The sequence below is a fragment of the Mycobacterium sp. E136 genome (assembly GCF_001666865.1).
GTDB lineage: Bacteria > Actinomycetota > Actinomycetes > Mycobacteriales > Mycobacteriaceae > Mycobacterium.
This window is the reverse complement of the sequence record NZ_LZJE01000012.1, coordinates 1-14,193: the sequence shown is the minus strand read 5'-3', so window position 1 is coordinate 14,193 and position 14,193 is coordinate 1. Positions and strand designations below refer to the sequence as shown.

Genomic DNA, 14,193 nt, shown 5'->3' with positions numbered 1-14,193 from the left:
AGACTCGCGAGCGCGCGGATTCACCGCCGACCTTGGCGACGATGTCCTTGAACCGCTGACGGTCCTCGCCGCGCTGGATGGCCTCGAAGTCCGCGCCGATCAGTTCCACGCCGTGCTTGGCCAGCGCCCCCGACTCCGACAGCGCCACCGCGGTGTTCAGCGCCGTCTGCCCGCCCAGCGTGGCGAGCAGGCCGTCGATCTTGTTGCCGCGCTCGGCCTGCTGCACGATTACCCGTTCGACGAACTCCGGTGTGATGGGCTCGACGTAGGTGTGGTCGGCGTACTCGGGGTCGGTCATGATCGTCGCCGGGTTGGAGTTGATCAGGCTGACCTGCAGCCCCTCGGCGCGCAACACCCGACACGCCTGGGTTCCGGAGTAGTCGAACTCCGCGGCCTGCCCGATCACGATCGGCCCGGAGCCGATCACCAGGATGTGGTTGAGGTCGCTGCGCTTAGGCATCGACGCCCCTGTCCCGCGAAACTGCGCGCAAATCGGGCCTCACTTGTTCTCCCCTGCCATCAGGTCGATGAACTGATCGAACAGATAGTTCGCGTCGTGCGGGCCCGCCGCTGCCTCCGGGTGGTACTGCACCGAAAACGCCAGTCCGGTGACGAGTTTGATGCCTTCGACCACACCGTCGTTGGCGCACGTGTGGCTGACGACCGCCTCGCCGAACGGGGTGTCGAAGCGCTCCCCCGCCTCGCCCTCGAGGGCGAATCCGTGGTTCTGCGCGGTGATCGCGACGCTGCCGGTCTGGTGGTCGATCACCGGAACATTGATGCCGCGGTGGCCGAACACCATCTTGTACGTCGAGCGCCCGAGTGCCCTTCCCAGGATCTGGTTGCCGAAGCAGATGCCGAACAGCGGAATTCCCGCGCCGAGCGCCTCCTGGGTGACGGCGACGATGTGGTCGGCGGTGGCGGGATCGCCGGGGCCGTTGGACAGGAATACCCCGTCCGGCTTGAGATCGGCGATCTGCTCGAAGCTCGCCGACGCGGGCAGCACATGGCTGCGGATGCCGCGCTTCGCGAAGTTGCGCGGGGTGTTCGTCTTGATACCGAGGTCGATCGCGGCCACCGTGAACCGTTGCTGCCCTTCGGGTTCCACCACGTAGACGGCATCGGTACTGACCTCCCCCGCGAGATTGGCGCCGAGCATGCTGGGCTGATTGCGCACCCGCTCGAGCAGTTCGTCGAGATCGGCGAGCGCCGGACCGGAGAACAACCCGGCCTTCATCGACCCGCGGCTGCGCAGATGGCGCACCACCGCGCGGGTGTCGATGCCCGCGATACCGACGATGCCCTGGCGTTCGAGTTCCTCGTCCAGCGTGGACGTGGCCCGCCAGTTCGAGGCCCGCGGCGAGGGGTCACGCACCGCGTATCCGGCGACCCAGATCTTGTCGCCGCGGCTCTCTGCGTCCTCGCGGTTCCATCCGGTGTTGCCGATCTGCGGTGCCGTCGCGATCACGATCTGCCCGTGGTAGCTCGGATCGGTCAGCGTCTCCTGGTAACCCGACATGCCGGTGGAGAACACCGCTTCGCCGAGCGACTGACCGATCGCACCGAACGTCGTGCCGGTGAAGACCCGGCCGTCCTCGAGCACCAGAAGTGCCTTGTCGGTTCCCGTCACGCCGCCTCCTGCTCCACCCAGTGCGAGTACTCGCGACGGTCGTTGGCGCGGAACCCGGTGTCGATCTCGGTGCCCGACGGTAGCCGCCACCGGATCGCGAGAATGCCTTCGTGCGTCATCGCCTTGCCGGTGATCCCCCGCTCGGTGCGGATCTGGGTGATCGACTCGTCGGGGATCCAGATCGGCAAGGCGCCACTGCGCTGCAACATGATTCCTTCGGGGTAGCGGGTCAGCACGGCCTTGGTGCGGAAACCGAGGTCACCGACCACGATGCGGTTGTTCCAGTCGGGAGCGAGCGTGCTGCCGACGTACAACCCCTTGGTGGGCGGCACGATGGCCGGCCCGACGATGTCGGGAAGCGGCGGCAGCGTGCCGATGATCTCGGCCTGGCGCTCCGCGCGGCGGCGCCATCCGCGGATCATCGCCTGGATCAGAACCGCGATCAACACGGCCACGACGGCGGCCATGATCAACGATCCGACGAGCGTGCCGGTGTTCACGCGGGGCACTTCCCATCCCGCGCGGTGACCTTGCCGCGCAACAGCGTCAGCGTCACGACCGCCGGCAGTTCGAGCGCCTCATAGGGCGTGTTGGCCGAGCGGCTGGCCAGCGCGGAACCTTCCACGGTCCACGTCGCGTCGGGGTCGACCACGGTCAGGTTGGCGGGCTCGCCGACCTCCAGCGGGCGGCCCTGATCGGGCAGACCGACGATCTCGGCGGGCCGCTCGCTCATCACCCGCGCGACGTCGCGCCACGTCAGCAACCCCGGGCGCACCATCGTCTCGGCCACCACCGACAGCGCGGTCTGCAGTCCGAGCATGCCGGGACGTGCGACGGAGAACTCGCAGCATTTCTCGTGCTCGGCGTGCGGTGCGTGATCGGTGGCCACACAATCGATGATCCCGTCCGCCAGCGCCTGCCGCAGTGCCCGAGCGTCCGAGGTCTCCCGCAGCGGCGGGTTCACCCGGTAGCGCCCGTCGTACGTGGCCAGCCGTTCGTCGTCGAGCAGCAGATGGTGCGGGGTCACCTCGGCCGTGATCGAGATGCCCTGTGACTTCGCCCACCGCACGATCTCGACGGTGCCCGCGGTGGACGCGTGGCAAACGTGCACTCGCGCCCCGGCGTCTCGGGCCAGCAGCGCATCGCGCGCGACGATCGACTCCTCGGCCGCCCGCGGCCACCCGGCCAGCCCGAGCCTCGCCGCGTTGGGACCCTCGTGGGCTACCGCGCCGACGGTGAGCCGTGGCTCTTCGGCGTGCTGGGCGATCAGTACGCCGAGTCCCGTCGCATATTCCAGCGCGCGGCGCATGATCAACGGATCGTGCACGCAGATGCCGTCGTCGGAGAACATCCGCACCTGGGCGGCGCCGCCGGCCATCATGCCCATCTCGGTGAGCTGCGCACCCGCCAGGCCGACGGTCACCGCACCGACGGGATGCACGTCGACCAGGCCGACCTGCTGCCCTCGCTGCCAGACGTGGTCGGTCACGACGGGGCTGTCGGCGACGGGGTTGGTGTTGGCCATCGCGAACACCGCGGTGTACCCGCCCAAAGCCGCTGCCGCCGAACCGGTTTCGATGTCTTCGGCGTACTCGCGGCCGGGCTCGCGCAAGTGGGTGTGCAGGTCGACGAATCCCGGCAGCAGCACCTGGCCGGTGGCGTCGACGACGTCGGCATCGTCGGGAATCCGAAGATCGGCACCGATCTCGGCGATCTGCCCGTCGCTCGTCAGCACGTCGACGGGATCGCCCTCGCCGTAGAGACGGACACCTCGCATCAACACGCTCATACGCTGATCGCTTCTTTCTCGGCGCCCACCAGCAGGTGGAAGAGCACCGCCATCCGGATGTGCACGCCGTTGGAGACCTGTTGCAGCACCGCCGATTGCGATGAGTCGGCGACCGAGAACGCGATCTCCATACCGCGGACCATCGGCCCCGGATGCAGCACCACCGCGTTGCCCGACAGCAGCGCCTGGCGCTTCTCGGACAGGCCGTAGAGCACCGAGTACTCCCTGGCCGACGGGAAGAAGCCGCCGTTCATGCGCTCGGCCTGCACCCGCAGCATCAGCACGGCGTCGGCCAGCGGCAGTTCGGCGTCGAGGTCGTGCGACACCGTGACCGGCCAGTCGGCGACCCCGACGGGCAGCAGCGTCGGCGGCGCCACCAGCACCACCTCCGCGCCCAGGGTGTGCAGCAGCAGCACGTTCGAGCGGGCCACCCGACTGTGCAGGACGTCACCGACGATGACGACCCGCTTGCCCTCGATGTCGCCCAGCCGCTGGCGGATGGTGAGCGCGTCGAGCAGCGCCTGGGTGGGGTGCTCGTGGGTGCCGTCGCCGGCGTTGATGACCGCCGGGCCGTGTCCGCCCTCGGTGGCCGTCCACTCGGCCAGCTGCTGCGGCGCGCCCGAGGAGGGATGGCGCAGGATCAGCGCGTCGGCACCCGCGGCCCGCAGCGTCAGTGCGGTGTCGCGCAGCGACTCGCCCTTGGACACCGACGATCCCGAGGCGCTGACGTTGATCACGTCGGCGCTCATCCACTTGCCCGCGACCTCGAACGAGACCCGGGTGCGGGTGGAGTTCTCGTAGAACATCGTGATGATCGTGCGCCCGCGCAGCGTGGGGAGTTTCTTGACCTCGCGGCCGAGCAGCGCCTGGCTGAACCGGTCGGCGTTGTCGAGGATCGCCAGCGCGTCGTCGCGCGACAGATCCGCCGCCGAGAGCAGATGCTTCACCTGATGGGACCTCCGTACGGCGCAATGGACACCCCGTCGTGACCATCGTCTTCGGCTAGCCGGACCTTCACGTTCTCGCTACGGGACGTGGGCACGTTCTTGCCCACGTAGTCGGCGCGCAGCGGCAACTCCCGGTGGCCGCGGTCGACGAGCACCGCCAGCTGCACCGCCTTCGGTCGGCCGATGTCGCGCAGGGCGTCCAGCGCCGCGCGGACCGAGCGGCCGGTGTAGAGCACGTCGTCGACGAGGATGACGAGGGACTGGTCGATGCCGCCCTCCGGGATCGACGTCTCCTCCAGGGCGCGGGGCGGCTTGAAGTCCAGGTCGTCGCGGTACAGCGTGTTGTCCAACGCGCCGTGCTGGATGACGACGCCGGAGAACTCCTTGATCTTCTCCGCGAGCCGGGTGGCCAACGTCACTCCCCGAGTGGGGATCCCGAGCAACACAACGCGGGGAGCATCGGAACCGTCGAGTGCGGTCTTCTCGATGATCTGATGGGCGATGCGGGAAATGGTGCGGCCGACGTCCGCTGCGGACATCAGCTCCCGGTCGGTGCCCGACGAGCCTGACTGCGCGCCCAAGCGACTCTGACCTCCTTCTCCGCCTCTCTGGACGGCTCTTTAAAGGACGTCGAAACTGCCGGGAAGCTTAGCATCCGCGCGGGCGTGCTCTCCCTCAGTAGGCTTGCCGCGATGAAACTCGACGGCAACTCCGCGTCCATTCGCGAGGCAATCGACGCCGGACTCCTCGCCGGAGCGGTGACCCTGGTGTGGCACGCCGGTGAGGTACTTCAGGTCAACGAGTTGGGGCACCGCGACGTCGACGCCGGGCTGCCGATGCAGCGCGACACGATCTTCCGCATCGCCTCGATGACCAAACCGGTGACGGTCGCGGCCGCGATGAGCCTCCTCGAGGAGGGCCGCTTTTCGCTGAACGACCCGGTCACGACGTGGCTGCCCGAACTCGCCGACCTGCAGGTGCTTCTCGATCCGCAGGGCGATCTCGACAACACGACGCCGGCCCGCCGCCTCATCACCTTCGACGACCTGATGACGCACCGCAGCGGTCTGGCCTACGCGTTCTTGGTGCTGGGCCCGTTGGGCCGCGCGTACGGCCGGATGTCGTTCCGCCAGGATCAGGACCGCTGGCTGACCGAGCTGGCCAAACTTCCGCTGGCGCACCAGCCCGGCGAGCGGCTCACCTACAGCCACGCCACCGACGTTCTGGGCATCGCGCTCTCGCGCATCGAGGGCAAGCCTCTCTCCGACATTCTGCGCGAACGGATCTTCGAGCCGTTGCAGATGCCCGACACCGGATTCTCCGTGGGCACGTCGCGACGGCACCGCGCCGCCACGATGTACAAGCTCGACAAGAACAACACCCTGCAGCACGACGTGATGGGTCCCGCGCCGATCACCGATCCGCCGTTCTGCGCGGGCGGCGCCGGGTTGTGGTCGACCGTCGACGACTACCTGCGCTTCGCGCGGATGCTGTTGGCCGGCGGCACGCTCGACGGAGTGCGCGTGCTGTCCGAGGAGTCGGTGCGGCTGATGCGCACCGACCGGTTGACCGACGAGCAGAAGCGACAGAACTTCCTCGGCGCACCGTTCTGGGTGGGCCGCGGCTTTGGGCTGAACCTGTCGGTGGTCACCGACCCGGCGAAGTCGCGTCCGCTGTTCGGGCCCGGCGGGGTGGGCACGTTCAGTTGGCCGGGCGCATACGGCACCTGGTGGCAGGCCGACCCGTCGGCGGATCTGATCCTGATCTACCTGATCCAGAACCTTCCCGACCTCAACGTCGACGCGGCCGCCATCGCGGGCAACACGTCGCTGGCCAAACTACAGAGCGCGCAGCCGAAATTCGTCCGCCGGACTTACCAGGCACTAGACATCTGAGCGTTTAGTCTGACGGCATGAATCAGCCGACCGTCCTGATCAGTGGCGCCGGTATCGCCGGACCGTCCTTGGCGTTCTGGTTGAGCCGCAACGGTTATCGCGTTGTGGTCGTCGAGATCTCACCCGGCATCCGGCCCGGCGGCCAGACCGTGGATCTGCGGGGCGCGGGCGGCGATGTCATCGAGCGGATGGGATTGATCGACCGGATGCGGGCCCGCGCGCTCGAGCAGCGGGGCGCGGCGTGGGTCCGTTCGGACGGCAGCCGACGCGCCGAGATGCCGGTGACGGCGTTCGACGGCAACGGTCTGGTGTCCAAGCTCGAAATCCTGCGCGGCGACCTGGTGGACGTGTTGTATCAGGTCACCGGGGATTCGGTCGAATACCGGTTCGGACAGCGCATTTCGGAACTGCGTGACGTCGACGACGGCGTTGAGGCGACGCTGTCCGACGGGACCGTGCTGCACGCCGACCTCGTCGTCGGCGCCGACGGCCCGCACTCGGCGGTACGCCGCCTGGCCTTCGGCCCCGAAGAGAAGTTCGCCAAGCCGATCGGCGGCTACAACGCGTGGTTCTCGGCACCCGACAGCGTCGGACTCGACGGCTGGTACCTGCTGTATCAGGCCTCCGGCGGGCTCAATGCGTCGATGCGTCCCTCCCACGACCCCGCGATCGCCAAGGCCGGTCTGGCATTTCGGTCCGAACCGCTCGAGTACGACCGGCACGACCTCGACCAGCAGCGCCGCATTCTGGCCGAGCGATTCGCCGGCGCGGGATGGGAGTGCGACGCACTGCTGGTCGCGGCCGAGAAAGCCGACGACTTCTACTTCGACTCCTTCATCCAGATCCACATGCCGTCCTGGTCGGCGGGACGCGTCACGCTGGTCGGCGACGCCGGATACTGCGCTTCGCCGCTGTCCGGCATGGGCACGAGCCTGGCTCGGGTCGGCGCCTACCTGCTCGCGGGCGAGTTGGGTCCCACGGATTCGCTTCAGCCTGAAGGTATTCCAACGGCGCTGGCCCGATACGAGACCCGCATGCGCCCGTATGTGGACACCTGCCAGAAACTGAACAACACCATCGACCGGTACGCGCCCAGCACGGCCTCCGACATCGCGATCAACGCCGCGGTGATGAAGTGGATGCAGCGCTGGCCGTTTCGGCCGCTGGCCGCGCGGCTGTGGTTCACGACGGCCGATTCGATCGAACTGCCGGACTATCCGGCCAAGTCCGTCTCGTAACCCGCACGCACCAGCGCCTGACGGGCATAGGCGCGCACGTCGGCGTCGCCGTCCTTGAGCGCTATCTCCAACGCATCCCGCGCAGCCTGTTCCGAGGCCGCCCACCGGGTCAGGCTGAGCACGGCGGCCTTGCGCACGTCGAGGTGCTGATCGCTCAGCGCCCGCGACAGCGTCGGGACCGCGACGGCGGGCGCCGCGCCCGCCAGAGCCCGGGCCGCGCCCTCGCGCACCTGCCAGGCCGGCGCGGTGAGCGCCTCGCGCACACCGGGCTCGTCGTCGTCACCGCATCCGACCGCACCGAGCGCCGACAGCGCGGCCGCCCGCACCAGCGGATCGGTGTCGGCCACCAGGCGGCGCACGGTCTGCGCGCCGGTTCCGAGCGTCGCCAGACCGTTGGCCGCCGCGATGCGCACCTCGCGGTTGTCGTCGCCCGCGGCCGCGGCGACGCCGTCGGCGTCGTCGACCGACACCAGGGCTCGCACGGCCTCGATCCGCACCCGGTGGTCGACGTCGTCGAGTGCCCGGCGGTACGCCTGCTGGTTGCCAACACGACGCGCCGACAGAACGTAGATGGCCACCGCCCGCACTTCGGGATCCGCCGACTCGGCATGCGGAGCAACATGTTCCGGCCCGGTGAGCACCTCGACGAGCTCTCGCGCACCGTCGGCGGCCACACGCCGGACGCCGGAATCGGCATCATCCAGCGCGGCGATCAGCGGTGCCTCGTATCCGTCGGGCAGATGTTCGACGAGGGTGGCGACCGCGGTGCGGCGCACCCCGGCGTCGGCGTCGGCGAGGAATTCGGCGAGTTCCGGCACGGACGGCAACTCCAGCGCGAGCACCGCGGCGATGCGCGGTGACGGGGGCTCGGCGGGCGTGGTCGAGCGGATACGGGAGGCAGCGTCGACCGGTGCGCGGCCGATGGCCATCGTGGGCTGTTCGACGTGGGTGACCGGATCGTCGGAGGGCAGGTGCTCCAGATCGGGCACCGCGACGAAATACGGTGCAACGGGCCGTTTGACGAAGGTCATGGACCCGTCGGACTCCTTGCGCAGGTTGAGGTGGTACCGCCAGCCTTCGTCGTCTCGCTGCGGCAGGTCGGCGCGGTCGTGGTACAGGCCCCACCGCGATTCGGTGCGCGTCAACGACGAACGCGCCGCCATCTCGGCGCAGTCGCGGATGAAGGACACTTCGACCGCGCGCATCAGCTCGTGCGGAGTGGTCGCGCCGATCTCGGAGATCTCGTCGCGCATGCGCTCGAACGTCTCGATGGCGATCGACAGCTTGGTCGCCGTCTTCGGCGGCGCCACATAGTCGTTGACGAACCGGCGCAACTTGTACTCGACCTGCGGCTGCGGCGGGCCCTCGGGATGGCGCAGCGGGCGGTAGACGAGTTCGTGCGCCTCCCGCAGCTGGTCCTCGGGCAGGGCGGCGGGCGCGGTGACGTCCTGCAGCGTCGACGCCGCGTGCTCGCCGGCGAGGTCGCCGTAGACGAACGCGCCGATCATGTAGTTGTGCGGCACACACGCCAGGTCGCCCGCCGCATACAGGCTCGGCACGGTCGTTCGGGCGTGCTCGTCGACCCACACACCGGACGCCGAATGCCCGCTACACAAGCCGATTTCGGAGATGTGCATCTCGATGTCGTGGGTGCGGTAGTCGTGCCCGCGGTTGGCGTGGAACGTGCCCCGGGTCGGTCGCTCGGTGGTGTGCAGGATGTTCTCAAGAGCGGTCAGCGTCTCGTCGGGCAGGTGCGAGACCTTGAGGTAGATGGGCCCGCGGGCCGATTCGATCTCACGCTTCACCTCGGCCATCATCTGGCCCGACCAGTAGTCGGAGTCGACGAACCGCTCCCCCAACGCGTTGACCTGGTATCCGCCGAACGGATTGGCCACATAGGCGCACGCCGGCCCGTTGTAGTCCTTGATCAACGGATTGACCTGGAAGCATTCGATTCCGGAGAGCTCCGCTCCGGCGTGGTAAGCCATCGAGTAACCGTCACCGGCGTTGGTGGGGTTCTCGTAGGTGCCGTACAGATAGCCCGACGCGGGTAGTCCCAGCCGTCCGCACGCACCGGTCGCCAGGATCACCGCCTTGGCCGCGACCGCGGCGAATTCGCCGGTGCGCGAGTTCAACGCGGCGGCGCCGACGGCGCGGCCGGTGTCGTCGGTGAGCACCCGCACCGGCATCAGCCGATTCTCGATACGGATCTTCTCGCGCATCGACCGCTGGCGCAGCACCCGATACAGCGCCTTCTTGACGTCCTTGCCCTCGGGCATGGGCAGGACGTAGGAGCCGGACCGGTGCACCCGGCGGACGGCGTACTCGCCGTGCTCGTCCTTCTCGAACTTCACGCCGTAGCGTTCCAGGCGCTGCACCATCGCGAATCCGCGGGTGGCCGTCTGATAGATGGTGCGCTGGTTGACGATTCCGTCGTTGGCGCGGGTGATCTCGGCGACGTAGTCCTCGGGTTTCGCCTTGCCGGGGATCACGGCGTTGTTCACACCGTCCATCCCCATCGCCAGCGCCCCGGAATGCCGGACGTGCGCCTTCTCCAGGAGCAGCACCTGCGCGCCGCGTTCGGCGGCGGTCAGCGCGGCCATCGTGCCCGCGGTGCCTCCGCCGATCACCAGCACGTCACAGTCGAGCCGAGCGGTGTCGGCGAGTTCAGGAATGTTCATGATGGATGATAAAGGGCAGCAATGATTTCGGTACGGGGCTCGTGGCGGTCGGCATCGGCGACGCGGGGCTGCGGGACGTCGACCCGCGCGCGGAGCGGTTGACCGGCCCGGCCGAGCACCGCGACGCGGTCGCCGAGTATCAGCGCCTCGTCGACGTCGTGGGTGACGAACACGATGGTGGTCGGGTGCGCCTGCCACGTCTGAATCAGCAACCGCTGCATCGCCGCCCGGGTCTGGGTGTCCAGTGCCGCGAACGGCTCGTCCATCATCACCGCCCGCGGGGCACCCGCCAGCCCGCGTGCGAGCTGCACACGTTGACGCATGCCGCCCGACAGGCTCTTGGGAAGATAGTCGGCGAACCCTGTCAGGCCCACCTCGCCGATCCACCGCTCGGCACGCTCACGTCGCCCGGCCCGCGGCATCCCGCGCAGTTGCAGCGCCAGCTCGATGTTGGAACGCACTGTGCGCCAGGGCAACAGCGCACTGTCCTGGAACACCATCCCCCGGTCGCGCGATGTGGTCGCAACCTCGTCGCCGTCGGCGAGCACCCGGCCGGCATCCGGTCGCAGCAGGCCCGTCAGCGCGCGCAGCACCGTCGACTTGCCGCATCCCGACGGACCGGTGAGCACCAGGATCTCCCCCGGGCGTACATCGAGGCTCAAGCCGTCGACGACGGGTGCGCCGGTGTAGGACAGCCGCACATCGTCGAGTTCGAGTCGCATGCCCCGGAGGGTTTCGGGCGCGATCGTGGCGGTGGTCATCGGACGTTCTCCTCTGCGCGGGGCAGCCAGCGGGTGGCGTGCCTGCCGATCAGTTCGACCGCGGCGGCGGTGGTGAAGGCCAGCACCCCGATCGTGATGATGCCGACGAACACGTCGGAGTAGTTGAGCACCGTATACGCCTGCCACGTCCGGTATCCGACGCCGAGTCGGCCGGAGATCATCTCCGCGGAGATCACACAGATCCACGCCACGCCCATACCGACCGACAGACCGCCGAACAGTCCCGGCAGGATTCCCGGTAACACGACCCGCCGCAACACATCGACGCGTCCGCCGCCCAGCGTGCGCACCGAGTCCTCCCAAATGGTCGGCAGCGCGCGCACCGCGTGCCGGGTGCTCACCATGATCGGGAAGTAGGCCGCGAGGAACGTGATGAACACGATGCCGGCCTCGTCGGTGGGGAACAACAGGATCGCGACCGGCACCATGGCGATCGCCGGTATCGGGCGAGCGAGCTCGGTGAGCGGCCCGAAGACATCGGCGAACGCCGTCGACCGGCCGAGCAGAATGCCGGTGACGACACCGACGAGCGCCGCGAGCCCGAACCCGGTCAGGATCCGGATCAGCGACTGCCCCAGGTCGAGCCAGTACTCCGGGGTGCCCAGCCGATGGGTGAGCGCGGTGGCGATCTCGGTCACCGTCGGCAGGGTGTCGAAGCGCAACCACAGTCGAACGTCGTTGGCCGTCAACAGCTGCCAGAGGCCCACCGCCGCGACGACCGATGCCACCCGTACCGACCGGCGCCGCCACACCACGGACTTCCTGTCCCGCACCGGCGCGGCCTCGGCCTGCACCGGGGATTCGATCACCTCGGCGACCGTCGTCATGCCGCACCTGCCAACGCCTGCTCGTAGTCGACCGGCGCGCTGCCGGGGTGCGCGGCGATGAACCGCTGCGCGCCACCGGGAGTGGCGAACGGCCGGTAGTCCGCGCCGTCCTTCACCCAGATCGCCTTGTCGGCGAACCAGCGGGTACCGAACTCGGTGTCGGGGACATAGGCGGCGCGAATCGTCGCGCCGCGGGCGGTGGCATCGCGGACCGCTTTCAGCAGGCAGGCCGGCGTCGCCGCGGGCTGGGTGGTGTCGGCGCCGTCCACCCACAGCTCACCGGCCTGCGCCGGGTCGGTCACCGCGGTGTTGCAAACCGGGTCGGTGCCGGTGACCAGCGACGGGTTCGCGGTGTCCGCCAAGGCCTTGTCGTAGTCGAGCCCGCGTACCTGAAACGCCGCGCGCAGCGGGGCGTCTTCGACGAAGCCCGGTACGTCGAGGTCGGCGAAGTTGTCGATCGACTTCAGGTACGGCACATCGCCTTCGAGCGCTTCGATCAGAGACGGCTTGAGTGTGGTGTCGAACGACGTGCCACCGGGCCCGTTGTAGAGGTAGACCACTTCCTGCGGCAGCCCGCTGGCCTCTGCGACGATCCGGGCGGCCTCCAGAGGCTTGTCGTTGAGGAACTCGGTCGCGTCCAGCTGCGCCTGCAGGAACGCGTCGAGGACCTCCGGGTGCTCGGCCGCGTAGGCCCGCCGCACGACCACCCCGTGCAGCGTCGGGTAGTCCAGCTCGGCGCCGTCGTAGAGCAGCTTGGCCTTGTCCTGGAACACCAACAGTCCGGGCCAGGCGACGAACTGCGAGAGTGCCTGCACCTGACCGGATTCCAGCGCCGAAGCGCCGACCTGGGGCTGCTGGTTGAGCACTTCGACGCCGGTGTTGGGGTCGACGCCGGCTCGGGACAGCGCCTGCACCAGCATGCCGTGGCCCGCCGACCCGACGCTGGCCGACACCTTCTGCCCCTTGAGGTCGGTCAACGTCCGCGCCGGCGAATCCGGTTTCACGACAACCATGTTCAGCGCGCCCTTCGGGTTGTATCCCGTCACCGAGACGATCTCGGTGCGGGCACGCTCGTTGGACTGCGTCTTGGACCCGTTGATCAGCATCGGGTAGTCGCTCATCGACCCGATGTCGATCTTCTCGGCGACCATCTGCGCGGTGATCGGCGCTCCGGTGTCGTAGTCCTGCCACGTCACGCGGTACTCGGTGCCGGTGCGCTCGCCGATGTCGGAGAGCCGCCGCTCCAGATAGCCCTGTGCGCGCAGCAGTGTGCCTGCGGTGACGGTGTTGATGGTCTTGGACTGATACCCGACGACGACGTTGACGACGTCGGAGGAATCGGACGCGGAGTCGAGCGAGCAGCCCGAGGCCGCGACCGTCAACGCGGCGGCGAGTGCGGCCAGACGGTACAACGGTCTTCTCATGTGTGGGTCCTCAGCGGATCAGATAGGGCATGTTGACGGTGACGGCGCCGGTGGGACAGCGCGCTGCGCAGGGTCCGCAGTACCAACACTCGTCGACGTGCATGAAGGCCTTGCCGTTCTCGGGGTTGATCGCCAGCGAGTCGAGCGGGCAGATGTCGACGCACAGCGTGCAGCCCTCGATGCACAACGACTCGTCGATCGTCACGGGCACGTCGGCGCGTTGGTTGATCAATGTCACGGATTGCTCCTCATCAGGCTGCCGCGCATGGTGATTCGGTCACCGCGCATGCGGATGTACTCCAGGTCGACGGGCCGGCCGTCGTCGAGGCTGGTGAGTCGTTCCAGCATCAGCAGCGCCGCGCCGTCGGGCACCTGCAACGTCGCCGCCGAATGCGCGTCGGCCGAAACCGCCTCCAGCGCCAGCGTCGCGCGGCCCAACCGCTGACCGCTGACCTGTTCGATGAGCGCGAACACGTCGTTGGTCTCCAGCGAGTGCTGCACCACCTCGGCGCCGATGTCGGGCGCCAGATACGTCAGATCGAGCGACAGCGGAAGGTCGCCGAGATACCGCAACCGCTCGATGAAGAGCACCTGCTCGCCCGGCTCCAGCCGCAACTTGCGCGCGACCGCGGGCGGCGCGGCCAGATGCTGCACCGCGCGGACCTCGTTGCGGACCTCGCCGTAGTCCTTGAACGTCTCCTTCAGGCCCACCAGGGCGTCGAGGCCGTGGTCGTACTTGCGCACCGCGACCTGAGTGCCGACCTTGGGGCCACGGTCGATCAGGCCTTCGTTCTTCAGCACGGCGAGCGCTTCGCGAACGGTGTTGCGGGACACGAAGAACTCCGCCGCCAGATCGTGTTCGGCGGGCAGGCCGCCGTCGAATGCGCCCGCGTGGATCTGGTGCCGCAACACATCGGCGACCTGGCGAGCGCGGTCGGCGCGCGGCCGCCGAAGCGGCGTCGGCTCGGGCTGCGACATGC

14 protein-coding genes are annotated in these 14,193 nt (G+C 68.7%); 2 read left to right on the top strand and 12 right to left on the bottom strand.

What is annotated here, in order from left to right; translation table 11 throughout:
* From A5698_RS00915 to pyrR, 6 genes are all read right to left on the bottom strand, one after another.
* Positions 1-460, bottom strand: a 460-nt coding sequence (locus A5698_RS00915) for a carbamoyl phosphate synthase preATP-grasp domain-containing protein (protein ID WP_502688853.1), incomplete at its 3' end; no start/stop codon positions are given.
* Positions 461-499: 39 nt separating this feature from the next.
* Complete coding sequence (carA, locus tag A5698_RS00910) at positions 500-1,630, bottom strand: glutamine-hydrolyzing carbamoyl-phosphate synthase small subunit (protein WP_156670563.1); 1,131 nt, start codon at positions 1,628-1,630, stop codon at positions 500-502.
* Positions 1,627-2,130 carry a PH-like domain-containing protein gene (locus tag A5698_RS00905; protein WP_067287684.1) on the bottom strand — a complete coding sequence of 168 codons (504 nt, stop codon included), beginning with the start codon at positions 2,128-2,130 and terminating at the stop codon, positions 1,627-1,629. Before A5698_RS00905 ends, carA begins: the two co-directional genes overlap by 4 nt.
* Complete coding sequence (locus tag A5698_RS00900) at positions 2,127-3,419, bottom strand: dihydroorotase (protein WP_068292126.1); 1,293 nt, start codon at positions 3,417-3,419, stop codon at positions 2,127-2,129. The genes A5698_RS00905 and A5698_RS00900 overlap by 4 nt, the downstream gene beginning before the upstream one ends.
* Entirely contained in the window at positions 3,416-4,366 is a 951-nt protein-coding gene (locus A5698_RS00895; protein ID WP_068292124.1) for an aspartate carbamoyltransferase catalytic subunit, read from the bottom strand. Before A5698_RS00895 ends, A5698_RS00900 begins: the two co-directional genes overlap by 4 nt.
* Entirely contained in the window at positions 4,363-4,947 is a 585-nt protein-coding gene (pyrR, locus tag A5698_RS00890) for a bifunctional pyr operon transcriptional regulator/uracil phosphoribosyltransferase PyrR (RefSeq protein WP_068292122.1), read from the bottom strand. Before pyrR ends, A5698_RS00895 begins: the two co-directional genes overlap by 4 nt.
* 111 nt (positions 4,948-5,058) lie before the next feature.
* On the opposite strand from pyrR, the gene A5698_RS00885 reads away from it, so the two are divergent.
* The gene (locus A5698_RS00885; RefSeq protein ID WP_068292119.1) at positions 5,059-6,261 is read left to right on the top strand and encodes a serine hydrolase domain-containing protein; all 1,203 of its coding nucleotides are present in this window, start codon (positions 5,059-5,061) and stop codon (positions 6,259-6,261) included.
* Positions 6,262-6,278: 17 nt separating this feature from the next.
* Positions 6,279-7,499 (top strand): FAD-dependent monooxygenase, encoded by a 1,221-nt coding sequence (locus A5698_RS00880; RefSeq protein WP_068292110.1) that lies wholly within the window; start codon positions 6,279-6,281, stop codon positions 7,497-7,499.
* Here A5698_RS00880 and A5698_RS00875 read toward each other — a convergent pair.
* Genes A5698_RS00875 through A5698_RS00850 form a run of 6 tightly spaced genes read right to left on the bottom strand, consistent with a single transcriptional unit; the run spans position 7,475 to position 14,191 of the window.
* Complete coding sequence (locus A5698_RS00875; protein ID WP_068292102.1) at positions 7,475-10,180, bottom strand: fumarate reductase/succinate dehydrogenase flavoprotein subunit; 2,706 nt, start codon at positions 10,178-10,180, stop codon at positions 7,475-7,477. The genes A5698_RS00880 and A5698_RS00875 overlap by 25 nt on opposite strands.
* A complete protein-coding gene (locus A5698_RS00870; RefSeq protein WP_068292100.1) occupies positions 10,177-10,941 on the bottom strand; it encodes an ABC transporter ATP-binding protein in 765 nt (254 codons plus the stop codon). Before A5698_RS00870 ends, A5698_RS00875 begins: the two co-directional genes overlap by 4 nt.
* Positions 10,938-11,789: an ABC transporter permease gene (locus tag A5698_RS00865; protein WP_084792165.1), complete on the bottom strand. Its 852-nt coding sequence runs from the start codon at positions 11,787-11,789 to the stop codon at positions 10,938-10,940. Before A5698_RS00865 ends, A5698_RS00870 begins: the two co-directional genes overlap by 4 nt.
* Positions 11,786-13,213 (bottom strand): ABC transporter substrate-binding protein, encoded by a 1,428-nt coding sequence (locus A5698_RS00860; RefSeq protein WP_068292098.1) that lies wholly within the window; start codon positions 13,211-13,213, stop codon positions 11,786-11,788. The genes A5698_RS00865 and A5698_RS00860 overlap by 4 nt, the downstream gene beginning before the upstream one ends.
* Positions 13,214-13,223: 10 nt before the next feature.
* Positions 13,224-13,451: a 4Fe-4S dicluster domain-containing protein gene (locus tag A5698_RS00855; RefSeq protein WP_068292094.1), complete on the bottom strand. Its 228-nt coding sequence runs from the start codon at positions 13,449-13,451 to the stop codon at positions 13,224-13,226.
* A complete protein-coding gene (locus tag A5698_RS00850) occupies positions 13,448-14,191 on the bottom strand; it encodes a GntR family transcriptional regulator (RefSeq protein WP_068292091.1) in 744 nt (247 codons plus the stop codon). The genes A5698_RS00855 and A5698_RS00850 overlap by 4 nt, the downstream gene beginning before the upstream one ends.
* Positions 14,192-14,193: the final 2 nt, after the last annotated feature.